25 protein-coding genes are annotated in these 25555 nt (G+C 68.6%); 13 read left to right on the forward strand and 12 right to left on the reverse strand.

All coding sequences use genetic code 11. From position 1 onward, the window contains the following. The first annotated feature begins 17 nt into the window (after positions 1–17). From fghA to ACRYJK_RS07725, 3 genes are read left to right on the forward strand one after another with little or no spacing between them, the layout of a single operon-like run. Positions 18–872 carry an S-formylglutathione hydrolase gene (fghA, locus tag ACRYJK_RS07715; protein WP_482666946.1) on the forward strand — a complete coding sequence of 285 codons (855 nt, stop codon included), beginning with the start codon at positions 18–20 and terminating at the stop codon, positions 870–872. After that, positions 869–1345 carry a PaaI family thioesterase gene (locus ACRYJK_RS07720; protein WP_482666947.1) on the forward strand — a complete coding sequence of 159 codons (477 nt, stop codon included), beginning with the start codon at positions 869–871 and terminating at the stop codon, positions 1343–1345. Before fghA ends, ACRYJK_RS07720 begins: the two co-directional genes overlap by 4 nt. After that, the gene (locus tag ACRYJK_RS07725; RefSeq protein WP_482666948.1) at positions 1342–1749 is read left to right on the forward strand and encodes a PaaI family thioesterase; all 408 of its coding nucleotides are present in this window, start codon (positions 1342–1344) and stop codon (positions 1747–1749) included. The genes ACRYJK_RS07720 and ACRYJK_RS07725 overlap by 4 nt, the downstream gene beginning before the upstream one ends. Here the strand turns inward: ACRYJK_RS07725 and ACRYJK_RS07730 are convergent. From ACRYJK_RS07730 to argH, 4 genes are read right to left on the reverse strand one after another with little or no spacing between them, the layout of a single operon-like run. Beyond that, complete coding sequence (locus tag ACRYJK_RS07730; protein WP_482666949.1) at positions 1746–2735, reverse strand: CorA family divalent cation transporter; 990 nt, start codon at positions 2733–2735, stop codon at positions 1746–1748. The two genes, ACRYJK_RS07725 and ACRYJK_RS07730, sit on opposite strands and share 4 nt — an antisense overlap. Continuing rightward, the gene (gene lysA / locus ACRYJK_RS07735; protein ID WP_482666950.1) at positions 2732–4030 is read right to left on the reverse strand and encodes a diaminopimelate decarboxylase; all 1299 of its coding nucleotides are present in this window, start codon (positions 4028–4030) and stop codon (positions 2732–2734) included. Before lysA ends, ACRYJK_RS07730 begins: the two co-directional genes overlap by 4 nt. A gap of 9 nt (positions 4031–4039) precedes the next feature. After that, positions 4040–4285: a hypothetical protein gene (locus tag ACRYJK_RS07740; RefSeq protein ID WP_482666951.1), complete on the reverse strand. Its 246-nt coding sequence runs from the start codon at positions 4283–4285 to the stop codon at positions 4040–4042. Next, on the reverse strand, positions 4282–5661 hold the full coding sequence (gene argH, locus ACRYJK_RS07745) for an argininosuccinate lyase (protein ID WP_482667421.1): 1380 nt from the start codon (positions 5659–5661) through the stop codon (positions 4282–4284). Before argH ends, ACRYJK_RS07740 begins: the two co-directional genes overlap by 4 nt. Positions 5662–5686: 25 nt before the next feature. On the opposite strand from argH, the gene ACRYJK_RS07750 reads away from it, so the two are divergent. Then, the gene (locus ACRYJK_RS07750) at positions 5687–6286 is read left to right on the forward strand and encodes a TlpA family protein disulfide reductase (protein ID WP_482666952.1); all 600 of its coding nucleotides are present in this window, start codon (positions 5687–5689) and stop codon (positions 6284–6286) included. Between the two features lies 1 nt (position 6287). On the opposite strand, the gene ACRYJK_RS07755 is transcribed toward ACRYJK_RS07750, so the two are convergent. From ACRYJK_RS07755 to lgt, 5 genes are all read right to left on the reverse strand, one after another. Further along, positions 6288–7589, reverse strand: coding sequence for a cystathionine gamma-synthase family protein (locus tag ACRYJK_RS07755; protein ID WP_482666953.1), 1302 nt, complete (start codon positions 7587–7589; stop codon positions 6288–6290). A 67-nt stretch (positions 7590–7656) separates the two neighbouring features. Then, a complete protein-coding gene (gene pgeF / locus ACRYJK_RS07760; protein ID WP_482666954.1) occupies positions 7657–8373 on the reverse strand; it encodes a peptidoglycan editing factor PgeF in 717 nt (238 codons plus the stop codon). Further along, positions 8370–8894 (reverse strand): GNAT family N-acetyltransferase, encoded by a 525-nt coding sequence (locus ACRYJK_RS07765; protein ID WP_482666955.1) that lies wholly within the window; start codon positions 8892–8894, stop codon positions 8370–8372. The genes pgeF and ACRYJK_RS07765 overlap by 4 nt, the downstream gene beginning before the upstream one ends. Continuing rightward, a complete protein-coding gene (locus ACRYJK_RS07770) occupies positions 8891–9949 on the reverse strand; it encodes a class I SAM-dependent methyltransferase (protein WP_482666956.1) in 1059 nt (352 codons plus the stop codon). The genes ACRYJK_RS07765 and ACRYJK_RS07770 overlap by 4 nt, the downstream gene beginning before the upstream one ends. Further along, positions 9942–10835, reverse strand: coding sequence for a prolipoprotein diacylglyceryl transferase (gene lgt / locus ACRYJK_RS07775; protein ID WP_482666957.1), 894 nt, complete (start codon positions 10833–10835; stop codon positions 9942–9944). The genes ACRYJK_RS07770 and lgt overlap by 8 nt, the downstream gene beginning before the upstream one ends. Before the next feature lie 75 nt (positions 10836–10910). Here lgt and ACRYJK_RS07780 point away from each other — a divergent pair, with 75 nt between their 5' ends. Both ACRYJK_RS07780 and ACRYJK_RS07785 read left to right on the forward strand, forming a co-directional pair. Beyond that, positions 10911–12611, forward strand: a complete 1701-nt coding sequence (locus ACRYJK_RS07780) for a class I adenylate-forming enzyme family protein (RefSeq protein ID WP_482666958.1) — start codon at positions 10911–10913, stop codon at positions 12609–12611. Then, positions 12611–13870, forward strand: coding sequence for a class I SAM-dependent methyltransferase (locus ACRYJK_RS07785; protein ID WP_482666959.1), 1260 nt, complete (start codon positions 12611–12613; stop codon positions 13868–13870). Before ACRYJK_RS07780 ends, ACRYJK_RS07785 begins: the two co-directional genes overlap by 1 nt. Here the strand turns inward: ACRYJK_RS07785 and ACRYJK_RS07790 are convergent. Next, the gene (locus ACRYJK_RS07790; protein WP_482666960.1) at positions 13867–15957 is read right to left on the reverse strand and encodes a S46 family peptidase; all 2091 of its coding nucleotides are present in this window, start codon (positions 15955–15957) and stop codon (positions 13867–13869) included. The genes ACRYJK_RS07785 and ACRYJK_RS07790 overlap by 4 nt on opposite strands. 254 nt (positions 15958–16211) lie before the next feature. Here ACRYJK_RS07790 and ACRYJK_RS07795 point away from each other — a divergent pair, with 254 nt between their 5' ends. From ACRYJK_RS07795 to ACRYJK_RS07805, 3 genes are read left to right on the forward strand one after another with little or no spacing between them, the layout of a single operon-like run. Next, positions 16212–17426, forward strand: coding sequence for an argininosuccinate synthase (locus tag ACRYJK_RS07795; protein ID WP_482666961.1), 1215 nt, complete (start codon positions 16212–16214; stop codon positions 17424–17426). A 9-nt stretch (positions 17427–17435) separates the two neighbouring features. Then, the gene (locus tag ACRYJK_RS07800) at positions 17436–18152 is read left to right on the forward strand and encodes a hypothetical protein (protein WP_482666962.1); all 717 of its coding nucleotides are present in this window, start codon (positions 17436–17438) and stop codon (positions 18150–18152) included. Continuing rightward, positions 18145–18792: a DUF1345 domain-containing protein gene (locus ACRYJK_RS07805; protein ID WP_482666963.1), complete on the forward strand. Its 648-nt coding sequence runs from the start codon at positions 18145–18147 to the stop codon at positions 18790–18792. The genes ACRYJK_RS07800 and ACRYJK_RS07805 overlap by 8 nt, the downstream gene beginning before the upstream one ends. 18 nt (positions 18793–18810) lie before the next feature. On the opposite strand, the gene ACRYJK_RS07810 is transcribed toward ACRYJK_RS07805, so the two are convergent. Further along, entirely contained in the window at positions 18811–20748 is a 1938-nt protein-coding gene (locus ACRYJK_RS07810; protein WP_482666964.1) for a putative bifunctional diguanylate cyclase/phosphodiesterase, read from the reverse strand. A gap of 109 nt (positions 20749–20857) precedes the next feature. Between ACRYJK_RS07810 and ACRYJK_RS07815 the strand changes: the two genes are divergently transcribed. From ACRYJK_RS07815 to ACRYJK_RS07830, 4 genes are read left to right on the forward strand one after another with little or no spacing between them, the layout of a single operon-like run. Further along, a complete protein-coding gene (locus ACRYJK_RS07815; RefSeq protein ID WP_482666965.1) occupies positions 20858–21988 on the forward strand; it encodes a calcium:cation antiporter in 1131 nt (376 codons plus the stop codon). A 59-nt stretch (positions 21989–22047) separates the two neighbouring features. Then, positions 22048–23046, forward strand: coding sequence for a threonine aldolase family protein (locus ACRYJK_RS07820; RefSeq protein ID WP_482667422.1), 999 nt, complete (start codon positions 22048–22050; stop codon positions 23044–23046). Continuing rightward, a complete protein-coding gene (locus tag ACRYJK_RS07825) occupies positions 23043–23936 on the forward strand; it encodes a DMT family transporter (RefSeq protein ID WP_482666966.1) in 894 nt (297 codons plus the stop codon). The genes ACRYJK_RS07820 and ACRYJK_RS07825 overlap by 4 nt, the downstream gene beginning before the upstream one ends. Beyond that, entirely contained in the window at positions 23933–25105 is a 1173-nt protein-coding gene (locus ACRYJK_RS07830; protein ID WP_482666967.1) for a DUF418 domain-containing protein, read from the forward strand. Before ACRYJK_RS07825 ends, ACRYJK_RS07830 begins: the two co-directional genes overlap by 4 nt. A 12-nt stretch (positions 25106–25117) precedes the next feature. Here the strand turns inward: ACRYJK_RS07830 and ACRYJK_RS07835 are convergent, their stop codons facing one another. After that, positions 25118–25525 carry an Hpt domain-containing protein gene (locus tag ACRYJK_RS07835; RefSeq protein ID WP_482666968.1) on the reverse strand — a complete coding sequence of 136 codons (408 nt, stop codon included), beginning with the start codon at positions 25523–25525 and terminating at the stop codon, positions 25118–25120. Positions 25526–25555 lie beyond the last annotated feature (30 nt).

Consider the following 25555-nt stretch of genomic DNA (forward strand, 5'->3'; position numbering starts at 1 on the left):
CACCGCAAGGGAGCGCCATGACCTCGCCCCAGATGATCAGCGACGTGCGATGCTTCGGCGGCGCGCAACAGGTGTGGCGTCACGCGAGCGATGCCACGCGCACGGACATGACGTTCGGTCTCTACCTCCCCCCGCACGCGCTGGCGGGGGAGCGGTGCGCGGTGTTGTGGTACCTCTCCGGGCTCACCTGCACCCATGCCAACGTCGTCGAAAAGGCCGGGGCGCAACGATATTGCGCCGAGCATGGTCTGATTCTGATCGCGCCCGACACGTCGCCGCGCGGCGAAGGCGTCCCCGACGATGCGGAGGGGTCGTGGGATTTCGGCCTCGGCGCGGGCTTTTACCTCGACGCGACGCAGGCGCCGTGGAGCGAGCATTACCGCATGCGCAGCTACCTCCTCGACGAGCTGCCGCTGGTGGTGGAGGAAGTGGCGCCCCAGGCCGATCTCTCGCGACAGGGCATCACCGGCCATTCGATGGGGGGCCACGGCGCGCTGACGCTGGCGCTGACCAACCCCGGCCGCTTCGCCAGCGTCAGCGCGTTCGCGCCGATCGCATCGCCGATGCGCTGCCCGTGGGGGGAGAAGGCGCTGTCGGGCTATCTCGGCGACGACCACGCGGCGTGGCGGCGGCACGACACAACGGCGCTGATCGAGGACGGCGCGAGGATGCCCGACGCGCTGGTCGACATCGGCACGGCCGACCCCTTCTGCGCTGACCAGCTCAAGCCGGAGTTGCTGGAAAGAGCGGCGCAGGCGGCGGGTCAGCCGATCACGCTGCGCCGTCAGGAGGGCTACGACCACAGCTATTATTTCGTCGCGAGCTTCATTGGGGATCATGTCCGCTGGCACGCGGAAAGGCTGGGTCGATGAGCGAGGGCGACGCGAACGTCTTCGATCCCGAACGCGCGTTCAAACTCATGTCGCAGTTCGGCCATTCGGGCGCGCTGGGGCTCGTCTATCATGATCATGGGCCCGACTGGGCCGCGCTGCGCCTGCCCTGGCGGCCGGAGATCGCGGGCGACGCGGTCGCGCAGACCGCCGCCGGGGGCGCCATCGTCGCGCTGTTCGACATGGCGGCGGGGCTCGCGGTGTGGACCCGCCTCACGCTGTTCCGGCCGCAGGTGACGCTCGACCTGCGCGTCGACCATATCCGCCCGCCCGCCCCCGCGCGCGATATCATCGCCCGCGTCGAATGCTACCGCGTCGCGCGCGAGATCGCCTTTGTCCGCGGCGAAGCTTTCGACCGGGAAGGCGGCGACCCGATCGCCACCGTGGCCGCGAGCTTCATGTTCATCGGCGACCCCATCCCCTTCTCCCGCAAGCCGCCGGAGTCGGCCACATGAGCGAGCTGCTGCCCCCCTACGCCGCGCTGATGGGTATCGCGCTGCACGAGGCCAATGGCGACGGCGCGCCGGTGCTGGTCGCGCCGTTCAGCGACAAGCTGTCGGGAAGGCCCGGCCACCTCCACGGCGGCGCCATCGCCGGGCTGCTCGATATGGCGGCGCACGCGGCGCTGGTCCGCTCGCTGGAGGCCGAGGGGCGAGCGCCAAAGTTCAAGCCGATCGGCGTCACCATCGACTATATGCGCGGCGGCAAGGAGCGTGCGACCTACGCCCGCGGGCGCGTGATCCGCATCGGTGCGCGGGTCGCGACGGTGATGGTCGAAGCCTGGCAGGACGAAAGCGGCGGACCACCGATCGCCGCCCAGCGCCTCCACGTCCTGCTCGCCCGTGAGGAGGGGAGCTAGTCCCCGCCCGACCACTGGCGCAGGACGAAAAACGCCGACACCGCCCCCGCGAGCAAGACGCACACCCCCGTCACGCCCCAGAAGGCCCACGGCTGTTCGGCGAACGGAATACCCTTCACGTTCATACCGAGGAGACCGGTGAGAAACGTCAGCGGCAGAAAGATCAGCGCGACGATCGCGACCTGTAGCGAACGCTGGTCGAGCCTCTCGCCCCGCAGGTCGGTAAGCTCCTCGTGCAGCACCGCGGCCCGCTCGCGCGCGGCCTCGAGCTCTTCGCCCATCCGCGCGAACTGGTCGGCGGCGCTCATGAGCTCGGCGCGCTCCCGCTCGTCGATGAAGGCGAACGGCAGGGTCGCCAGCCGCTCCAGCGCCTGCCGCTGCGGCACGACAAAGCGGCGATAGCCAATCGCCTGGCTGCGCAGCGCGGTCACCTCGCGCCGCACCGCAAAGGGCGTCGTGGGGTCGATCTCGGTCTCGAGCGTGTCGACCCGGTCGCCAATTTCGGCAATGCTGTGGTCGAGCATGTCGGCGGCGGTGGTGGCGATGGCGATGATGACGTCACCGGGATCGTTCATCGTGCCTTCGTGAAAGCGCGCTTCGACCGCGGGCAGGACCGCGTTGGTGCGAAGGCTCGCCGACAGCAGCAGGCCCGGCTCCGCCCACAGTCGCAGCGACGCCAACGGGTCGCCAGCGTCGCTCTCGCCTTGCGCCAGCGGCACGCGCAGGTTGATCAACACCCCGCCGTTGATCGCCTCGCACCGCGGGCGCGTTTCGTACGCGAGCAGCGCCTGCGCGGCGGTGGGAGGCAAGGTCACGGGGAGCGCACCCAGCTCCTCCGCGCGGCCTTCGGTGCCGGCAATATGCAACCACAGGAATCGCCCCGGCTGGGCATCGGCGAGCAGCGCGGCAAGGCTTTCGTCGCTGCAGTCGAAATCCTGCGAGCGTCCGTCCGCGAAGAGATGCGCGCGAACGTGCGCTTCGCTCACGCGGCGGCGCCTTCCGGGGAGGCCACGACCCATTCGGGCACGCGCTCGGCGGCCATGATCGTCTCGGGGGCGATACGGTCGGCAACCACCGCCCAGCGCCCGCCCGACACCAGCACCTCGGGGACCATCGCGCGGCTGTTATAGGTCGACGCCATCGTCGCGCCATAGGCGCCGGCGGTGCGAAACACGGCGAGGTCCCCTGCGCCGACCACCCCGATCTCCCGCCGCGTCGCAAAGCAGTCACTGCTCTCGCACACCGGGCCGACGATGTTGGCGGTCATCCGCGCAGGCCGCGCGGCAACCGGTTCGAAGTGATGGTAGGCGTCATAGAGCGCGGGGCGGGCGAGGTCGTTCATCGCCGCATCGACGATCACGAACGGCGCGACCACACCCGGCTTCACGCGGATGACGCGCGTGACGAGCACCCCCGCCTCCCCCACCAGCGAGCGTCCTGGCTCGATCGTCAGCGCGACGTCCCAGCCAGCGGTCACACGCGCCAGCATGGCGGCGTAGTCCGCTGGCATCGGCGGCACCTCGCCTTCGCGATAGCCGACGCCGAGCCCGCCGCCCAAATCGACGTGCGTGACGCGCTGCCCCGCCGCGCGCAGCTCCGCGAGCAACGTTGCGACCCAAGCAAACGCCGCTTCGAGCGGGGCGAGGCTCAGCAGCTGGCTGCCGATGTGCACCGCCACCCCGCGCAGGTCGAGCCCGGGCAGCGCTGCGAGGCGCGGGTACATCGCCGGCGCCTCGTCGATCGCCACCCCGAACTTCGATTCGGCGGTGCCGGTGGTGATTTTGGCGTGGGTGCCCGCATCGACGTCGGGGTTGACCCGCAGCACGACGGCTGCGCGCACCCCGCGTGCCTGGGCGATGGCGGAAAGTTCGGCCCCCTCGATCTCGCTTTCGAGATTGATCTGCCCCACGCCCGCATCGAGCGCGGCGACCATCTCCGCATGCGTCTTGCCGACGCCCGAAAAAACGATGCGCGATGGCGGCACCCCGGCGGCACGCGCGCGCTTCATCTCGCCCGCGGAGACCACGTCCGCGCCAAGGCCGAGCCGCGCCAGCACGCCGACGACGGCGAGGTTCGGGTTCGCCTTGATCGCATAGGCGATGTCGACCCCGCCCGGCACGCTCGCCATCGCATCGAGCCACGCGCGCGCCCTCGCCTCGAGCAACCCTTGCGAATAGACATAGACCGGCGTTCCCACCGCGTCGGCGATGGTATCGAGCCCGACCTGTTCGCAGGCGAGCGGCGCCGCCTGGTCCGCGCCGCGGTGAAATCCGATGATCATGCGTGCAGCTCAGCCCGGCGGGAGGTCGAAGGGGTCGGCAGGGCGGGGGTCGCCGGTGCGCGCAGGTTCGTCGCTGCGCTCAGGGCGGGCCTGCGGGCTCGGGGTGGTGAGCTGCTGCGGCGTCGGCGGGGCGACCGCTCCGACCGGCGTCGCGGGGAGCGGTCCGCTGGCCGGAAAGGCGAGCTCCTGCCGCCGTCCGCACGCGGTCACGGCCAGCGCGGCAAGACCAACGAAAATCATCGGGCGCAGGTTCACGCGAGAGTTCCTTCGAGCGCGGCGCGGGCAGCGGCGATGGCCTCCCTTACCCGCACCGGGGCGGTCCCGCCAAGGCTGGTGCGGCTGGCGACCGATCCCTCCACCGTCAGCCGCGCGAGCAGCTCGGGCGTCAGCCGCGCGTCGATCGCGGCCGCGACCGCCGGATCGAGCGCGGCGAGATCGACCCCCGCCCGCTCCGCCGCTGCCACGCAGGCGCCGACAATGTGATGCGCCTCGCGAAACGGCACGCCCGCGTCGCGCACGAGCGCATCGGCGAGGTCCGTCGCAGTCGAGAAACCCTGCCCCGCGGCTGCGCGCGTACGCTGGGTGTCGAAGGTCACGCTGGCGGTCATGCCCGTCATTGCGGCCAGCGACAGCGTCAGCAGCCGGTGCGCCTCGAACACCGGCTCCTTATCGTCCTGCATATCCTTGGAATAAGCGAGCGGCAGGCCTTTCATGGTCACCATCAGGCTGGTCATGCAGCCGACGATGCGCCCGGCGTGGCCGCGCACCAGCTCCGCCGCGTCGGGGTTGCGCTTCTGCGGCATGATCGAGCTTCCGGTGGAGAAGCTGTCGGGCAGTTTCACGAAGCCGAACATCTGGCTCGCCCAGATCACATATTCCTCCGCCATGCGCGACAGGTGCAGCGCGCATTGGGTAGCGGCGGTGAGATATTCGATGGCGAAGTCGCGGTCGGAGACGGCGTCGAGGCTGTTCTCGCTCGGCTGGTCGAAGCCGAGCGCCCGCGCGGTCGCTGCGCGGTCGAGGTCGAACCCCGTCCCCGCCAGCGCCGCCGACCCCAGCGGCGACACATTGAGCCGTCGCCGCGCATCGGCAAAGCGCCCCCGGTCGCGTCCGAACATCGCGACATAGGCCATCAGATGGTGCCCGATGGTCACTGGCTGCGCGACCTGCAGGTGGGTAAAGCCCGGCACGATGCTGTCGGCGTGCTCTTCGGCGCGAGTCAGCAGCACGCGCAGCAGCGCGACCAGCGTTGCGTCGACCTCATCGATCGCATCGCGCACCCACAGGCGAAAGGCGGTGGCGACCTGGTCGTTGCGGCTGCGCGCGGTGTGGAGGCGCCCGGCGACGGGGCCGATCTTCTCCGCCAGTCGCGCCTCGATGGTCATGTGGATGTCTTCTAGCGCGAGGTCGACCGGCACGCCGTCGCGCGCGAACTCTGCGGCGATCTCCGCCAGACCGGCATCGATCGAGGTCGCATCCTCCGCGCTGATGATCCCTTGCGCGCCGAGCATCGCGGCATGCGCGCGGCTGCCGGCGATGTCCTGCCGCCACAGCGCCTTGTCGAAGGGGATCGAGGCGTTAATCTCTCGCATGATCGCCGCCGGGCCTTCGGCGAAGCGGCCGCCCCACATCGCGCTTTTGCCGGGAGTTTTGCCCTTGTCCTCGTCCATGCCCCGCCTCGCGCTGGTCGCTGCCGCCCTCATATCCACGACGGCGCTGGGGGGCTGCGATAGGAAGGCGGGGGGCGCGGAGCAAGCCGCGACCAAGGCCTCTGCGCCGAAAGCGGGCGGCCTTGGGGAACATCGCACGCTGACCGACCGCGCGGGTCGCCCCCTCCCGTCCGCGCAGGTGATCGGCGCGGATGGCAAGCCCACGACGCTTGCGGCGCTGCGCGGCAAACCGGTGCTCGTCAATCTGTGGGCGACGTGGTGCGCGCCGTGTCTCGCCGAGCTGCCCACGCTCAACCGCCTCGCGACCGAGGTCGAGGGCCGCGCGCACGTCGTCGCGCTGGCGCAGGACGTCAATGCGACGCACGCGACCACGCGCGGGTTCCTCACGCAGCGCGGGTGGGAGACGATCGAGAGCTGGTCCGACCCCGAAAATCGCGTCGGGCTCGAAGAGGGCGGCGAGCTGCCGACGACCATCCTCTACGACGCGAGCGGCAAGGAAACCGCCCGCGTCGTTGGACCGCTCGACTGGTATTCGCCCGAAGCGCGCGAACTCCTGCGCGCCGCGGGCTTCCCCCCGGTCGAGTAGATCAGACCGCGTCGAGCGCCTGGCGGAAGTCGGCGATCAGATCCTCCGGATCCTCGATCCCGATCGACAGGCGGACGAGGTTGGGGGTAATGCCGAGCCGCGCCTTGCGGTCGTCGGCGACCGACAGGTGCGTCATCGCCGCCGGCGCCGACGCCAGCGTCTCGGTGCCGCCAAGGCTGACCGCGAGCTTGGCGATCTTGAGCGCGTCGAGGAAGCGGAAGGCCTCCGCCTCGCCGCCCTTCACGAACAGCGAAAAGGTGCTGCCCGCGCCCGTGCAGTGCCGTTCGAACACGTCGCGCTGGCGCCCTTCGGGGAGGAGGCCGAGGTAGCCCAGCCCTTCGACCTTCGGATGTTCCGCCAGCATCGCGCACACCGCCGCGGCGTTGTCGCCCGCGCGGCTCATGCGCAGTTCGAGCGTTTCGAGGCTGCGCATCAGCATCCACGCGGTATTGGGATCGACGATCGTGCCGAGTGTGTTGCGGAGCGCGCGCACCGGCGCGAGCCAGCGCTTCGCCCCCAGCACCCCGCCCGCGACGAGGTCGGAGTGGCCGCCCGCATATTTGGTGAGGCTGTACACGACCATGTCCGCGCCCTGGCGGATCGGCCGCGCCCACAGCGGGCCGAGCAGCGTGTTGTCGATGGCGATCGGCGGGCGGCTGTCCGCATCGAAGGCGGCGTCGACCGCGGCGCGAGTCGCCTCCACATCGCACAGCGCGTTGGTCGGGTTGGCCGGGCTTTCGAGATAGACCATCGCCACGCGCCCGCCGCGCTCTGCCGCCTGCGCCTTCGCCTGCGTCAGCACCGCGTCGAGCTCTTCGCGCGTCGCTTCGGCGGGATAGTCGAGGAAGCTGACGCCCCAGCGGCTCATCACCTTGGCGATGAAGGTTTCGGTCGCCGCATAGAGCGGACCCGAATGGACGATCACGTCATTTTGCCCGACGTGTGCCAGCATCATCGTGCCGATCGCGGACATGCCGCTCGAGAAGACCAGCGCCTCCTCCGCCTCGTCCCACACTGCGAGTCGTTCTTCGAGGATCTGCTGGTTCGGCCCGTTAAAGCGCGAATAGACGAGCCCGTCGTCGCCCTCGTTAGCGCGCTTGCCGGTGATGCCCTCGAAAAAGCGCTTCCCCGCCTGCGCGTTGGGAAAGGCGAAGGTCGAGGTGAGGAAGATCGGCGGCTTCAGCGCGCCTTCGCTCAGCATGGGGTCATAGCCGTGACCCATCATCAGCGTCGCGGGCGACAGGCGACGGTTGCCGATGGTCTGGGTGGAGGGTTTGGGCTTGCGGGTCGGAGTATCGGTCATGCCGATGCCCTGCGGGGCAGCGCGCGGCGGGTCAAGTTTGGCGAGAGGCACCCCGCCACCCCGCCGGTCAGATCGCGACCACGCTCCAGTTGCGCCCCGCGCGCGCGCCATCTCGCCGATAGCTGTGCAAGGCCGGATCGGTGAAGGTATCGCGCCCCAGATCCTCCACCCGCCGCACGCCGGCGAGCGACAGCCGCATCGCTACCCAAGCGGGGAGGTCGAAATACCAGCGCCCCGTCACTGCCGCGTCGGTGAAGAATGCCTCGCTCGGCGGATGTTCGCGAACGAACGCCTCAAACAGCGGCGCGTCGACCTCGTAGGAGGCGCGGGCGATGGTCGGGCCGATCGCCGCGACGATCCGCTCGCGCGCCGCCCCGAGGTCGCACATCGCCTCGACTGTCGCGTCGGTCACGCCGGCGATCGCACCGCGCCAGCCCGCATGCGCCGCGCCGATGACTCCGGCCTCTCCGTCGGCAAGCAGCACCGGTGTGCAGTCCGCAGTGCGAATGGCGAGTGCGATTCCGGGCGTCGCGCTGACCATCGCATCCGCCTCCGGCGGCGTCGCGTCGGCGTCCCAGTCCGATCGGACCTTCACCACATCCCGTCCGTGAACCTGTCGTACCCACGCCACGCGGGCGGCCGGTGCGATGAGGGCGGCGCAGCGCTGAGCGCCCTCCCGCGTCGCGTCGCCATCGCTCGTCGCGCTGCCCTGCGCAGCGCCGAAGAACCCGTGCGGCACCCCGTCGAGCAGGTGTGCGCGCCAGGGCCCCGCTGTGCGGCTCACAGCGTGCGCCGCCAGAGGCGGTCGTCATCTTCGGTCGCGCCCACCATGAAGATGATCTTCGCGACCTCCGCGAAGCCGTGACGGGCGTAGAAGCGCTGGGCGCGGTGATTCTCGCTGAACACCGACAGCTCCACTGCGTCGCACCCGCGGCGGCGCGCGTCCTCGACGGCATGACCGAGCATCGCGTCGGCGACCCCGCGCCCCTGCAACGAGGGCGCGAGGTAGAGCTGTTTCAGCTCCCACGGTCGGGCGGCACCGGCAACCCCCTGCGTCGATGGGGCGGCCAGTGCGAAGCCGGCGATGGCGCCATTTTCCTCGGCGACTTCCAGCCAGAGCTCCGCATCGTCCGCCGCCGCCGCGTAACGCGCCGCACTCATCGAAGCGTCGAAAAATTCGCGCAGGTCGGCTTCGGAATAGCGTTCGGTGCCGAAGGTCGCGACGAAACTATCGCGCGCGACCCGTTCGACGACCGGCGCGTCCGCCGCAACCGCCGGCCGAAGCGTGACCCCATCGACGATCATGCAAATCCCTCCGGCGCGGGCCATGTCGGCGCGATCGCGGCAACCACGCGAAACAGCTCTCCCATCCCCCCTTCGCGCGAGGGGCCGGTGAGGCGCACGCGGGCGGTCTGGATGTCCTGCGCCACGTCCGGTCTGGCGTCGGCCAAGCTCTGTGCGCGTGCATCGATGCCGAGGGCTTGCAGAAACGCGCCTTGTCGCACCGGACCGTGAACCATTGCCCCCTCGGCCTGCCACACCTGCGCGAGCGCGTCGAAGTCGACATGCGCGGTGAGGTCCTGCTCGCCCGGATGCGCGAATGGGTCGGCGTAGGCGTGACCGCGAACCGCCTGCAGCGTCTCCCCCGGCGCGCTTTGATCGTGGCCGTAGTCGATCGTCAGCAGCGCCCCGCCCTGGTCCACGATGCGCTGCGCGATGCCGCGCGCGATGGCAACGCTGGCGGGCGAGGTTTCGAGAATGCTCCAGATCGGCGCGTCGGCGAAGGCGGGCGGGACCGCCGCGTCCATCGGCACATTGCCGAGCGCGGGACGCAGCGCGTCGCGGTCCCACTGCACGACGCGCTCGCGCCATCCCGCCGGCGTGCGGTGAAGCTGACGGATCGGCAGAGCGTCGAAAAATTCGTTGGCGATGACGATCAGCGGGCGGTCGCACGGCAGGCCGGCGATGTCGTCATGATGGACCGCGCCAGGCACCGCGGCCGATTGCCGGTCGCGCAACGTCGGGCTCGTTTCGACGAGGTGCAGGTCGGGCGTGAAGCCGAACCGCCCCATCACGCGCCGCGCGTCTGCGGCGAGCGTGCCCCGTCCTGGCCCCAGTTCGACCCACACACAGTCCGGCCGGCCCGCGCGCTGCCACAGGTCGGCGCACCACAGCCCGATCATCTCCCCGAACATCTGGCTGATTTCGGGCGCGGTGGTAAAGTCGCCGTCTGCACCGAGCGGGTCGCGCGTCGCGTAATAATGCGCGTTGGCGTAGCTCATGTAGAGGCTGAGCGGGATTGCGCCCCCGTGCGCGAGCAGCCGCCTCAGCCTGTCGATCAGCTGCCCTGCCTCAGGCAACGCTCGGTCCGCCGGCGAACGGCTCTACCCGCTGCCGCCGCCCGCGTGCAGTCGCAACCAGATAGATGCCCACCAGGATCAGCGGGATCGTCAGCCACTGCCCCATCGACAGCCCGGTGCGCGCGACGAGGCCAGCGAGCTGCGCGTCAGGCTCACGGAAGAATTCGACGATAAACCGCGACAGGCCCATCCACAGCGCGAACACACCGCACAGCAGGCCGGGATAGTAGCGCGCCTTGGTTCGCCAGAAGAGCAGCGTCATGACGATTAGCAGCGCCAGTCCCTCGAGCCCCGCCTGGTAAAGCTGACTCGGATGGCGCGGGAGGCCGGTCGGGTCGCCGGGAAAGATCATCGCCCACGGCACATCGGTCACCCGGCCCCACAGCTCGCCATTGACGAAGTTCGCGAGCCGCCCGAGCAGCATCCCCAGCGGCACGATCACGGCCACCCAGTCGGTCACACGGAGGAAGCTGAGGTGATGCCGGCGCGACGCCCACCAGGTCGCAAACAGTACACCCAGAAAGCCGCCATGAAAGCTCATGCCGCCATCCCACAGCCGCAATGCGTGGCCGGGGTTGGCGAGATAATAGTCGGGCTGGTAAAAGAGGACATAGCCCAGCCGCCCGCCGAGGATGACGCCGAGCATTCCCCACAGCAGCAGGTCATCGAGGTGCGGGATGCTCATCGGCGCGCCGGGTTCGCGCAACATCCGCTTGAGGATCAGATAGCCGCCGAAAATGCCGACGAGGTAGGCGAGGCTGTACCACCGCAGCGTGAACACGCCGAGATCGAGGCCGGGGGTCAACCCCAGACTCTCCCATCGGGTAAATCCGCCCGCAGCAGACGACGGAAGGGCGCTGGCAAGCGTCCAGATGGCTTCGATCATCGGCGGTTTCTCTTCCCCTTGGACGTTTAGCCCCATAGCTTCGAGCGCAACGGACACAAAGGGAGAGATTCGCGGATGCCGAGCCAGCTCGATCAGCTCATCGACGAAGGCCTTGATGCGATCGTCGGTGACGGCCGCATGTTCCAGCTGACCGAGATGGAGAGCCGCGGCGTGACGATGCCCGTCATCGCCAACGCACCGCCGAGCCTCCCGCTCTACTTCGCCTATTTCTGCCACCAGCATGGCGACGCGACCTTCATCGTCGACGGCGACGAACGCCTGTCCTTCGCCGACACCTACGGCGCGGCCAAGTCGGTCGCCGAAGCGCTGGTCGGCGGCTGGGGCGTGCAAAAGGGCGACCGCATCGGCATCGCCATGCGCAACGCGCCGGCGTGGATCGTCAGCTACATGGGCGTGCTGATGGCCGGCGGCGTGGCGACACTGCTGAACGGCTGGTGGCAGGCGGGCGAATTCGCCGACGCGGTGGGCGATGTCGACTGCCGGCTGATCATCGCCGACCCGCAGCGTGCGCAGCGGATCGCCGATGCCGGGCTCGACGGCGTCGAGGTGGTCGAGGTCGACGTCCGCCAGCCGATCGCTCAGGCGATGGCGCCCGTCACCGACCGCGGCGGCGCGGGCAGTGCGCTGCCGGTAATCACGTCCGACGACCTTGCCACGATCCTCTTCACCTCGGGCTCGACCGGCCAGTCGAAGGGGGCGGTGTCGACGCATCGCGCAGTCGTGCAGGCGACGCTCAATTACGTCATTCAGACCGCCGCGATCGTGCATGTACTCAACGTCGTCGGCACCCCGCCGGAAGGCCAGGCCTCGACGCTCCTCAACGTGCCGCTGTTCCACGTCACCGGCGAGGTGCCCGTGTTCCTCCAGAGCTTCGCCATCGGTCGCAAGCTGGTGATGATGCCCAAATGGGACGCGGAGGAGGCGATGCGGCTGATCGAGCGGGAGAAGGTCACCTATTTCGTGGGCGTCCCGTTGATGAGCTACGAGATGCTCATCCACCCGAACCGCGACAAATATGACCTGTCGTCGTGCAAGAGCTTCGCCGCTGGCGGCGCGCCGCGACCGCGCGATCATGTCGAGCGGCTCGCGGAAGGGATGGGCGGCGGCCAACCGCTGCTGGGGTACGGCCTCACCGAGACGAACGGCGTCGGCTGCGGCAATCTCAACGACAATTACCGCGCCAAGCCCGACAGCACCGGCCCCGCGTCGCGTCCGCTGGTCGACCTCGCCATCGTCGACGACGCCGGCAACGTCCTGCCCCAGGGCAAGGTGGGCGAAGTGACGATCCGCTCGATCGTCAACTTCGATCGCTACTGGAACAACGAAGCGGCAACCCTCGCCGCCTTCACGCACGACGCGCGCTTTCGCACGGGCGACCTCGGCTATCTCGACGAAGACGGCTATCTGTTCATCGTCGATCGCAAGAAGGACATCATCATCCGCGGCGGCGAGAACATCAGTTGCCCGGAGGTGGAAGCCGCGATCTACGAGGATGAGGCGGTCGCCGAATGTTCGGTGTTCGGCCTGCCCGACGAACGCTTCGGCGAAATCGTCGGCGCCGCCGTCCGCTTCAAACCCGGCGAGGAGCAGAGCGAGGACGCGCTGCGCGTGTTCCTCGAAGGGCGGCTGGCGGCGTTCAAGGTGCCCGCGAAAATCTGGATCATCGACGATGCGCTGCCCGTGCTCGGTACGGGCAAGCTTGACCGGGTGAGCATCCGCCGCGATTTCCGCGAACGGTACGCCGCCGAAAGCTGATGGCTGGGCTTGCCAGCAGGACGCTGACCGCCGCGCTGTCGCGGCTGGTGCAGCACGGCCGGCTCGAGATCGCCGAAGCCGATGACGCGACGCAGCGTTTCGGCGATGGCGACCCCGCATGGCCGGACGTCGCGCTGCGCTTCGCCGATGCGCGGGTGGCCCGCGACATCATCCGCGACCCGCGACTGGGCGCGGCGGAGGCATTTCTCGACGGGCGGCTCCAGTTCGAGCGTGGCGACGTGATGCAACTCGCCACGCTGGCGCAGGGCGGCGGCGGGGGCAACCGCGCGCCGGTCGAACTTGAACGCCTGTCGACCCGCGCGCGGCGGCGCTGGATGCGGATGCGCCAGCACGCCAATCATCGCAGCGCCGCGCGCGCCAATGTCGCGCACCATTACGACCTCGACGACCGGCTCTACGATCGCTTCCTCGACCCGTGGCGGCAGTATAGCTGCGCCTACTGGAGGGACGACACGCCCGACCTCGCCGCGGCGCAGCGGGCGAAGATCGCGCACATCGCCGCCAAGCTCGACCTCGCGCCCGGGCAGCGCGTGCTCGACATCGGCTGTGGCTGGGGTGGCCTCGCCATCGCGCTGCACCGGCTGAGCGGCGCGGCGGTGACCGGCATCACCCTCTCCGCGCCGCAGCGCGACTTCGCCCGCGCCTGGGCGGAGCGCGCCGGTGTCGCCGACAAGGTCCGCTTCGAGCTGACCGACTATCGCGACATCGCCGGGCCGTTCGACCGCATCGTGTCGGTCGGCATGTTCGAGCATGTCGGCACGCCGCATTATCCGCTGTTCTTCCGCCGCATCGCCGAACTGCTCACCGACGATGGCGTCGCGCTGGTGCACAGCATCGGCCGCAGCGACGGGCCGGGCCTCACCGACGCCTTCACGCGCAAATATATCTTCCCCGGCGGCTATATCCCGGCCATCTCAGAAGTGCTGCCCTCGGTCGAAGCAGCGCGGCTGGTCGCCACCGACATCGAAATCCTGCGGCTGCACTACGCCCGCACGCTGCGCGCGTGGTACGACGCCTGTTTTGCGGCGCAGGATGAGCTTGAGGCGGTCTATGACGCCCGATTCTTCCGGCTGTGGACCTTCTACCTCGCCGGAGCGACCGCCGCATTCGAGCATGGCGGCATGATGAATTTCCAGCTGCAGCTGGCGCGCCGCGTCGACACCCTCCCGCTCACGCGCGACTATATGGCGGCGCGTGAGCGGGATTATCGGGCGGCGCTTGAGGCGATGACGCCCTAGCGCGTGCGGCGAGCGCTCCGCGCGGCGGGCGCCGAGCCCAATTCGCGCACCAGCGCCGGCGCCGGGTAGATTTTCGTCAGCGCCTCGTGGATCGCCTGGGTCGAGACGACGACGGTGCGGTTGACGCGGCCGTCATAGCCATAATCGCCGCCGAGGCTGCCGAGGTTGCCGTCGAACGCCGCGCCGATGACGCTGCCGTCGCGGGCGATCACCGGCGAGCCCGAATTGCCGCCGATAATGTCGTTGGTGGTGACGAAATCATAGGCGACATTGGGGTCGATCCGGTTGCGTGCGGCTTCGTAACCACGGGCGAGGAGGAACGGCTGCTGCCCCGTGGCGCGGTCGAACGTGCCGCCCATGCGCGTCGCATAGGGGATTTCCCGCCCGTTCTCGGTCCAGCCCTGCACCTTGCCGTAGCTCAACCGCAGCGTGAAGGTCGCGTCCGGATAGAGCGTATCGCCGTAAGCGGCAAAGCGCGCATCGGCGAGGCTCGACTGCGCCGCGGTGATCGGGCCGGTGACGCGCGCTTCGAGCGCCCGGCGCACCTCTCGCGAGCGGGCGTCATGCTCGCGCACAAACATAATCAGCGGGTCGTTCGACGCGGCGATGGCCGCCGCGCCGCCTTCCCACAGGCGCCGACGTTCGGCAGGATCGGCGAGGCGGGTGCCCGACACCAGCCGCTCGGCCAGCGCTTCGGGCGATTCGCGACCCAGCAGCGCGCGCACATCGGGATGGTCCGCGGTCAGATACTCGCGCGTCTTGGACAGCCAGAAGGCCATCGTAAGCTTCTCGAGCCACGGATAGACCGGCACCGGCCCAAGCACCTGCTCTTCGAGCAGTGGCAGGCGGCTGTCGCCATATTCGGGAAGGCGTTCGGCGTTGGGCTTGCCGCGTTCTTCTGCCGCGCGCACCAGCGTCTGCGCATAGCTGTAGAGCGTGTTGGCCTGCGGACCCGAGAGGAAACGCGCTTCGTAATACAGCTCGCGATTGGCGGCGACCGCCTGGTCGATCGAGCGATATGCATCGTCGAGGCCCGCGCGCCCGGCCGCACGACGGCGCAGATCAGCTTCGCTCGCGGTCAGGTTGCCACGGAATTCGGGATCGTTGAGCGCGCGCAGCTGGCCCGACTGCGCCTTGAAGCTGTTTTCGATGCCGAACAGCGTGTCCGCCGCCTCGCGCGTGCGGTCGGCGTTGCCTTCGGCCGCACCTATAATCCGCCCGCGCAGTTCGGAGGCGAGGATCAGCGTGACCGGCAGGCGCAGCTCGCGCTGATAGGCGCGCTCCGCTTCCGTGATCGCGCGGCGGGTGGTGCCGGGGTTGCCGGCGACGAAGGTCACCTCACCCAGCTGCGGCGCGCGCGGGTTCCACTTGAGGTAGCTCGACACCGCGACCGGGCGACCGTCCTCGTACGCCCGCAGGAAGGAGGCATCGAGTGCGTACCGGGGGAAGCTGAAATTGTCGGGATCGCCGCCGAAAAACGCCGCCTGAAATTCGGGCGCCCAGGCAATGCGGACGTCGCTGTATTTGCGGTAGCGATAGAGCTTGTACTGCCCGCCGCCGAACAAAGTCACCACCTGGCAACGGTTCTTGGCGCGGTCGGTGCAGCCTTCCCCGCTCTCGATCGCGGCAATCTCCGCATCGCGGCGGCGCACCAGCGCTTCGCCGGTGAGCGAGGCAATCGCGCCGCGCACGCGCGCGGTGACGTCGGTGAGCGAGGTCACGACCTCCGCCTGCTGCCCCGGGCAACGGCGCTCTTCACCCCGCGTGGCCGGGTTAAACCCACCCGCGACAAGGTCGTTCTGCGCGGTCGACAGGTTCTGCAAGCAGTCGATGACGCAGTGATGATTGGTGAGGATCAACCCCTCGGGGCTGACGAAGCTCGCCGAGCAGCCACCAGTCAGCCGCACCGCGCTCTGCCGCACATGATCGAGCCACGGCTGGTCGGGCGCCCAGCCATATTCGCTGCGCATCTTCGCTGCGGGGAAGTTGTCGAAGGTCCACATCCCCTCCTCGGCGCTCGCAGCGTGGCCGATCATCGCGACCCCGGCGATGGCGGTGGTGAGGCCAAGCAGGCGGGTGAGCTTCATGGTCGAGTCCCTCTCAAACGTCCCGTATTCGGCGCGGAACTTTGCGAGGGGCCGTGACGCTTGGCAAGGGGGGTGAGACCACGCGACCCCGTGCTCAAACACACGAGCTCCGTCATGCTGAACTTGTTTCAGCATCCATCGCCGCGCCAGCCGATTGGACCCTGAAACAAGTTCAGGGTGACGGGGCGGGGAGGACGGGAGTTGAACGCGGCGGTTTCTTGCACCCCCCGTCCCCCGCTGATAGCGCCGCGGGCATGAACGATATCAAGCGCGTGGTGCTCGCTTATTCGGGCGGGCTCGACACCAGTGTCATCCTGAAATGGCTGCAGAGCGAATATGGCTGCGAGGTGGTGACGTTCACCGCCGATCTCGGCCAGGGCGAGGAACTCGAGCCCGCGCGGGCCAAGGCGGAACTGCTCGGTATCAAGCCCGAGCACATCTACATCGACGATCTGCGCGAGGAGTTCGTGCGCGATTTCGTCTTTCCGATGATGCGCGCCAACGCCCGCTACGAAGGCGACTATCTCCTCGGCACGTCGATCGCGCGCCCGCTCATCGCCAAGCGGCTGGTCGAGATCGCGCACGAGGTCGGCGCCGATGCCGTGGCGCATGGCGCGACCGGCAAGGGCAACGACCAGGTCCGCTTCGAGCTCAGCGCCTACGCGCTCGACCCCGACATTCGCGTCATCGCCCCGTGGCGCGAATGGGACCTCACCTCGCGCTCGTCGCTGATCGCGTTCGCCGAGGCACACCAGATCCCGGTGCCCAAGGACAAGCGCGGGGAGAGCCCCTTTTCGATCGACGCCAACCTCCTCCACACCTCGAGCGAGGGGAAGGTGCTCGAGGATCCGTGGGAGGAGGTGCCGCCTTACGTCTTCTCGCGCACGGTCGACCCAGAGCAGGCGCCCGACACGCCCGAATATATCACCATCGATTTCGAGCGCGGCGACGGCGTCGCGCTGAACAGCGAGGCGATGAGCCCCGCGACGCTGCTCGCGGCGCTCAACGACCTTGGCCGCAAGCATGGCATCGGCCGCCTCGACCTCGTCGAAAACCGCTTCGTCGGCATGAAATCGCGCGGCATGTATGAGACGCCCGGCGGTGAGATCTACGCCCGCGCGCATCGCGGAATCGAGGCGCTGACGCTCGACCGCGGCGCTGCGCACCTCAAGGACGAGCTGATGCCGCGCTATGCCGAGCTCATCTACAACGGCTTCTGGTTCGCGCCGGAGCGGGAGATGCTGCAGGCGGCGATCGACCACAGCCAGGAAAAGGTGTCGGGCACCGTCCGCCTCAAGCTCTACAAGGGCAATGCGATGGTGGTCGGGCGGCGGAGCCCCAACAGCCTCTATTCCGAACGCCATGTTACGTTCGAGGACGACGCCGGCGCTTATGATCAAAAGGATGCCGCGGGGTTCATCCGCCTCAATGCGCTGCGGCTGAAGCTGCTGGCGCGGCGCGATCGGTAGCGCACAGCGATGATGCGCGGGATCGACTTCAGCACGTGGCAGGGGCTGCTGACGACGCTCGCGACCTTTCTCGTCATCACGCTGCTGGGCGTTGGCGTGCGGCTGCTGGTGATGATGACCGTGCAGCAGCGGCGCGAGCGGACCAACCGCCAGATCAACGAGCGGCTGCGCACGCTGATTGCCGCCTACAAGACGCTGGGTGGCAGCTTTACCGGCGACCTGATGGTCGATCCGCGCCACCTGCGCGACCTGCGGCGGGCAGCGCCAGCGCAGGGCGATGAAGCGGTGATCGACCTCACCCGCGCGGAGGGCGGCGAGCAGAGCGACCGCGCACGGCGCATCCGCGATGCCGTTGAGAGCGCGCTGTCGGACATCATCCTTCTGGGCACCGAGGAACAGGTGCGGCTCGCCGCCGACGCCGCCGCCAAGCTCGCCGCAGGGGAGCCGGTGCCGACGCAGGCGCTGGTCGCATCGCTGCGAGCGTTCATCCGCGACGCGCTCGACCTCGACCCGGTGCCCGACGACATCGCCATTCCGCAGCAAGGCCCGACCCGCCCCGCGCCCGGCGGCGGGCGCGGCGGCGGCGGCGGCGGTGAGCGCGGTGGCGGCGGTCGTGGCGGTGGTGGCGGCGGCGGGGCGATGGCCGGCGGCGGCGCGGGCATGATGGTCGGCGGCGCCGGGCTCGGACTTGGCCTCGGCCAGGCGGAGGATCGGCTCGATGGCTGACAAGCCGCAGCAGCAAGATACGTCGAGCCGCTTTCTTCCTTGGCGCTTCGGCATGTTCCTTGTCCTGACGCTGGCGATCCCGGCGTTGATCCTGTTCGGGGTAGAGCCCGGCACGGCGGCTCTGGCCGGCTACGACGTTGCGGCGCTGGCGTTCATCTTGTCGACGTGGCCACTGTTTTACGACGAGGCGGACGAGATGCGCCGCGACGCCCAGCGCAACGATGCCGGTCGCCCGCTCGCACTCGGTATCACGATCGTCACGCTGGCCATTGTGCTGGTGGCAATCGGGGTGGAAATGTCAGGCGAGCCCACCGTCTGGGACAAGGTGCTGGTCATCGCAACGCTTCTGCTCGCGTGGCTGTTCTCGAACCTCGTCTTCGCCATCCATTATGCGCATATTTACTACGGGCGCGGCGACGAGGGTGAGGACGCCAGGGGCCTCGACATCCCCGAATGCGACACCCCGGACTATGCCGATTTTGCCTATTACGCCTTTACCATCGGCATGACGTTTCAGACGTCGGACACAGAGGTTACGTCGCGCAAGATGCGGCGGACAACGCTGATTCACTCGATGGCGGCATTTCTGTTCAACATCGGTGTCGTCGCCTTCACCATCAACGCCCTCGCCCAAGGCTGACCCGAGGGGCCCGCCCCATCAGCCGACGCGACGTCGATCGGCAAACGACAGGTCGATCATCGCCTCTGGCTGCGGACGGCCGACCCAGTAGCCCTGAAGCTTGTCGACGCCGAGGCTGCGCAAAAGGTCCGCCTGCGACGCGCGTTCGACGCCCTCCGCCACCACCACCGCCCCAATCCTGCGACCGAGGTCGATCATCGTCTGCAGCAGTCCGAGCGACAACGGATCGTCGTGCGCGCGCGCGACGAAGCTTGAGTCGATTTTGAGCGCGTCGGGCGCGATGCGGTGGACGTAAGCGAGGCTTGAGTAGCCCGTGCCGAAATCGTCGAGCGCGATCAGCACGCCCATCTCGCGCATCGGCGCCAACGCCTGCGCGACGACGTCAACATCGGCGAGCAGCGCGGTTTCGGTAATTTCAAGCATGATCCTGCGGGGATCGACCCCGCTGGTGCGCACCGCCAACAACAGCCGCTGCATCTGCGTTCGACTGGCGATGTCGCATGCCGACAGATTGATCGACACGTTGAGTGCCGGATGCCGTTTCATCGCCGCCAGAGTGCGGGCGAACACGGCGCGCGTGACATGTTCGATCAGCCCGGTGCGCTCGGCGAGCTCGACCGCCTCGCCCGCACTCACTGCGCCGAGCCGCGGGCTGACCCAGCGCACCAACGCTTCGTGCCAAACCACGTCGCCTGTTCGCGCGGTCACGATCGGCTGGAGGGCGATGTGGATTTCGGCCGGATAGTCCGCTTCACGCAGGGCCTGTTCGAGCGCCACACCGCGCTGCATCCCGACCTCGTGATCGTCAGTAAACAGGATGGCGCGGCCTCCGCCCCCCTTCTTCGCCTGGTACAGCGCATAGTCCGCGCGCGCATAAGCGGCCTCGAAATCCACGCACTCGGGGCCAGGACAGTACAGACCTGCCGACGCATCCACCCGGATCGCCACGCCACTCCACTGGACTGGCAGAGCACAGAGCGCGACGCAGCGATCGGCCAGCGCCCTTGCCTCAGCCGGACCAGCCTGATCGGGCAACAGCAATGCGAATTCGTCCCCGCCGAGCCGCGCCACGCAGTGCGCGAAGGGGACCAATTTGCGCAATCGCGCGCCGATCGCTGTCAGCAAGTGGTCGCCCGCGGGGTGGCCATAGACATCGTTGATCTGCTTGAAACCGTCGAGATCGATCAGCAAAACGCTGTCGCCTAGATTTCGGCCGGCACAGGTGAAGAACTGCCGTCGATTGGCGAGTCCGGTCACCGGATCCGTGTGGGCGAGCGCATGCTGTTCACGCGACAGTTCGCGCAGGCGGACACGCACTTCGATATATTGCGTGAATTCGTCGGAAAAGCGCTTCAACACCCAGTTCGACGCCATGCCCAGAATGAGGAAGTTGACCCCCACCACGATCTCGATCGTTCCCCCCGTCAGCATGAGGTATAGGGAAAAGGGCACCGACGCGCAGAGGGCGATGTTTTGGGCGGTGCGCGCGACATGCATGAGCAGCAGGATGCAGCTGACGCTCGTGACGCCGACGAACAGGACAACGTGGCCGGCTGCGGTAATCTTTCCGCTGAGCATCGGCTCACCGAAATGATAAAGCAGAAGCGCCCAGGTGGCGATGACGACGGAGAGGACGGCGCTCGTCGGGCCCAGTTGCCGTTCGGCTTGACGCAACCGTGCGAGCGGCGCTTCGTCGATCTTCAGACGGTGCCAGAACCAGGCGCGCCAAGCAACGGCAGCAGCGGCGACGATCGGCACGCCTTCGGTCAGCCAAGGGTGCGCATGCCCGCGATAGGTCAATGAAAGCGCAGCCATGTTGACGAGGATGAGGGCGTAGAGGATCGGGATGCGTCCCCGCACGGCTCCGATCCGCGCCACGAGCAACTCGTCGCGCAGCGGCAGCGGTGCGTCATCCCTGGTCCACAATGACGCGCGCGAGATGATGGCGCGCTTCACGTCGCAGGCTGTAACGCGCCGATCATTGCGAAACGGTGAAGGCCGTCAGGAGGGCACGTACGCGCACTGGCGCTTTCTCGACAGGCGGCAATGTGCTCTGTGCAGGCCAATGACAGCGAACACTGACCCGCTCTCCAAAAAGGCCGTTCCCCGCCGCGATTGGATGTTCGACCGCTGGACGATCATCCCGGTCGTCGCCGGCATTGCCTGGCTGATCACGATGCTGGCGCCGGCGAGCGGACTGGCGCTTACGATCGGAGGGGTCGCCTTGATCGGCGCGGTGCTAGCGGCAGTGCATCATGCCGAGGTGGTCGCCCTGCGCGTCGGCGAACCCTTTGGGACGCTGGTGCTGGCGGTCGCGGTGACGGTGATCGAGGTCGGGCTGATGGTCAGCATCATGCAAGCCGGGGGCGCGGGCGCGATGGCGCTGCCGCGCGATACGGTCATGGCGGCGATTATGATCATTCTCGGCGCGGTGATCGGCGCGTGCCTGCTCGTCGGCGGCGCGCAGCACCATGTGCAGGCTTTCAAGCGCAGCGGTGTCGCCGCAGCCGTGCCGACGCTGACCGTGCTCGCGGTGAGCACGCTGATCCTGCCCAATTACCTGATCAGCGCCAGCGGGCCGCGCCTTTCGGCCGTCCAGCTGGGCTTTGCCGGGGCGGTGTCGCTGGTGCTGTATGTCACCTTCGTGTTCGTCCAGACCGTGCGCCACCGGGAATATTTCCTCGACGATCCGGACAAGGCGGAGGGGGTCGATCCCGCTGACGGACATTTTCTGGTCAGCCGACGCAAGGCGCTCAACAGCCTCGGCCTGCTGTTCCTGTGCCTGGTCGCGGTGGTTCTGCTGGCGAAGGCATTGTCGCCGGTGATCGAAGGTGCAGTCGCCGCTGCGGGGCTGCCGCGCGCGGTGGTCGGCGTCGTCATCGCCGGGCTGGTGCTGTTGCCGGAGGGGATTGCCGCAGTGCGCAACGCGCGGCGCAACCGGCTGCAGACGAGCCTCAACCTTGCGCTCGGCTCCGCGCTGGCGACCATCGGCCTCACCATCCCGACCGTCGCGGTGCTGGCGATCGTGATGGGCTGGCAGCTCGAACTCGGCGTCGATGCAAAGTCGATCGTGCTGCTGGTGCTGACGCTGCTGGTGACGACGCAGACGCTGTCGCGCGGGCAGACGACGATCATGCAGGGCGCGGTCCACCTCGCGCTGTTCGCGACCTTTATCCTCACGCTGCTGGTGCCCTGACGGGTCGACAGCGCGGCGGGTCGCGGGCATGGGCGCGAGCGATGAGCAGCCCCGCCCCGATCCGCTTTTTCTCCGACAATGCCGCGCCTGTGCATCCGCAGGTGATGGAGGCGCTCGCCCGTGCCAATCAGGTCGACACGGCCTATGACGGCGATGCTTGGTCGCAGCAGTTGGACGGGCTGTTTTCCGACTTGTTCGAGACGCGGGTGACGGCGCTGTGGGTGGCGACGGGGACCGCCGCCAACAGCCTCGCCGTCGCCGCTTGGACGCGGCCGTGGCAGGGCATCCTCTGCCACCGCGAGGCGCATATCGAGGTCGATGAATGCGGCGCGCCGGCGATGTTCTCGGGCGGGGCGAAGCTGATGCTGCTCGACGGCGAAGGCGCCAAAATCGACGCCGCCGCGATCGACGAGGCGGTGGCGCGCATCCGCCGCGACGTTCATCAAGTGCAGCCGGCGATGGTCAGCATCACCAACGCCAGCGAATATGGCCTCAGCTGGCGCGCGGACGAGGTCGCAGCCGTCGGCGACGCGGCGAATCGCCACGCCCTCAAGCTGCACATGGACGGCGCACGCTTCGCCAATGCGGTAGCCTTCACCGGGGCCTCGCCCGCGGACGTGACGTGGCGCGCGGGGGTCGATGCGCTGTCGTTCGGCTGCGTCAAAAACGGCGCGATGAATGCGGAAGCGCTGCTGTTCTTCGGTGACGCGCCGCCGGGGGTTCACGAATTGCGCAAACGCTCGGGTCACCTTCAGAGCAAGGGTCGCTTCCTCGCTGCGCAACTGATCGCGATGGTCGAAGGAGGGTTGTGGCTCGACAACGCCCGCGCCGCCAACGCCGCGGCGGCGACGCTCGGCGACGCCGCAGGCGCGCGGGCGATGTATCCGGTCGAGGCCAACGAGCTGTTCCTCCGCCTATCCGCTGACGAAGCCGCGGCACTGCGCGACCTCGGCTACGACTTCTACGACTGGGGGGCGGGCGCGGCGCGGCTGGTGACGAGCTGGCAGCACACGGCCGCGGACGTGGCGCCACTGGCCAAGGCCATCGCCGCATTGTGAGCGCCGCCCGCCGCCTTACAGAACCGGGGGTGCTGATCCCCTTCATCATCGTGACGCTGATCTGGGGTTCGACCTGGATCGTCATCCGCGACCAGCTAAACGGTGTACCGCCGAGCTGGTCTGTCGCCTATCGCTTCATTCTGGCGAGCGCGGTGATGCTGGTCATCGCATTGGTCCGGCGCGAGCGGCTGGAGGGCGGGCGCAGCCTCGCCCTCGCTGCGCTGATCGGTGTCAGCCTGTTCTGCCTCAATTTCAACCTCGTCTACCGCTCGGAACATTATATCACGAGTGGGCTGGTCGCGGTGATTTTCGGGCTGTTGTTCGTGCCCAACGCGGTGCTGGCGCGGCTGTGGCTGGGCGTAGCGATCGAGCGCCGCTTCCTTGGCGGAGGCGCCATCGCGGTCGCCGGGGCGGCGCTGCTGCTGGCACATGAGGCGCGCGGGGTGACCGGCTCGGCGTGGGAGGTGGCGCTCGGATCAGCGCTGGTCCTCGGCGGCGTGCTCGCCGCGTCGGTCGCCAACGTGGCGCAAGCCACCGCGCTTGCCCGGCGGCAGGGGCCGTTCGCGCTGCTCGGCATCGCCATGGCACTGGGCGCGCTCGCCGACGTCGGGCTGGCATGGACGACCGCCGGACCGCCGGTGTTCGATCCGCGCCCAGGCTATGGCGCGGGGCTGGTGTATCTTGCGCTCGGCGGCAGCGTGCTCGCCTTCCCGCTCTACCTCGGCGTCATTCGCGCGGTCGGCCCCGGCCCCGCCGCCTGGTCGAGCGCGCTGGTGCCGGTGGTGGCGATGGCGCTGTCGACGCTGTTCGAAGGCTATCAGTGGAGCGTGCTGTCCGTCGCCGGATCGCTGCTCGTCGCGGCGGGGCTGACGGTGGCGCTCAAGCGGTGACGACGCGCATCGCCAGCCTCGACGTGACCCGCGGGCTGGCGGTGATGGGCATCCTGCTGATGAACGCAGGGCGTTTCGCGCAGCCGGAGAATGCCTATCTCTGGCCCACCGCATGGTCGCCGCGCGGGGTGGGCGACGACCTCCTGTGGGCGCTGCAATATCTGTTCATCGATTCCAAGATGCGCGCGTTGTTCACGATGCTGTTCGGGGCGTCGGCGCTGCTGGTGATGGAGCGCGCCGGGCCGGTCGCGGCGCGCTGGACGCACTGGCAGCGCATGGTCACGCTGCTGCTGTTCGGCGCGGTGCACCAATATCTGATCTGGGTGGGCGATATCCTGTCGCTTTACGCGCTGCTTGGGTTGACGCTTCCGTTCGTCGCGCACTGGCCGGCGCGCAAGCTCGCCGCAGCCGGCGCCACCCTGCTCATTCTGTCGGTCGTGATGATCGGTCCCGCGATGTGGTTCGTCCCCAACTACGATGCGACTGCCTTCCTGCGGTCGCTCGCCGCTTCCGACCAAGCCGCGACTGCCGAGCGAGCGGCTATGCTGGGAAGCTTCGCCGACGGCCTGCGCTGGCGCATCGCCGATTCCAGCGATTGGCCGATCGGCAGCCTCGTCACCGGCGGGCCGGAAACACTGGCGATGATGTGGGTCGGCATGGCGCTTTACCGCAGTGGACTTTGGCGTGGTCGGTGGAGTCAACAGGACGAGCGGCGCGCGCTCGCGCAGACGCTGGGGGTCGGGCTCGCGGGCAATGCGCTGCTCCTCGCCTGGCAATGGACGGACGGCGGGCCCGAACCGATGCGCGTCATGCTGGCGTCGATCGCGTGGAGCGTTCCGTTCGACCTCCTCACCGCGATGGGTTACGCGCTGCTCGCCGCGCGCTGGTCGCGCGGGGGCGGGGTGGCGGTGAGCCGCGTCGCCGCTACGGGACGCGCCGCGTTCAGCAACTATCTCGGCACATCGCTGATCATGCTGCCGCTGATGGGGGGCTGGGGGGCCGGCCTGTTTGGCAGTCTGTCGCGGGCGCAGGCGCTGCTGCTCGCGCTGGCTATCTGCGCGCTGATGCTGCTGTGGTCGAAACCGTGGCTCGACCGCTTCAACTATGGCCCGTTCGAGTGGCTGTGGCGGATGCTGGCGCGCGGGCGCCGGGTGCCGCTGCGACGCTGAGCCGCGGCGGAGTCAGCCGGCGCGGCGGCCGAACACCGGCTTGCGGCGCTGCAGCGGATTGGTTTCCGCGTCGATCTCGGCGAGCAGCGCCTCGAACATCGGGCGCAGCTTGACCACGCGGTGAACATAGTCGGCCGGGCTCTCCCGCGCCTCGACGCAGTCGCGCGCGAACATCTCGATTTCCTCGGCCAGCGCGCCGAGCGCTTCGCCCCCGAACTGGCGCGCTTCGGTCTTCAGCGTGTGTGCGGGAAGGACCATCGGCGCAGGATTGCCAGCGCGCATCGCCGTTTCGATGCGCGCGATGGCCGCGTCACCATCTTCCCTGAAATAGCCGAGCACGCGCATGAAGTTCGGGCCAAGCTGGTTGCGCGTCTGCTGAAACATGGCCCAGTTGACCGGCGGATCTTGGGTATCGTTCATCTCGCGGCCTTCGCACCGTCGCCGACCGTG

The organism is Sphingomonas sp. BLHR8 (genome assembly GCF_056821725.1).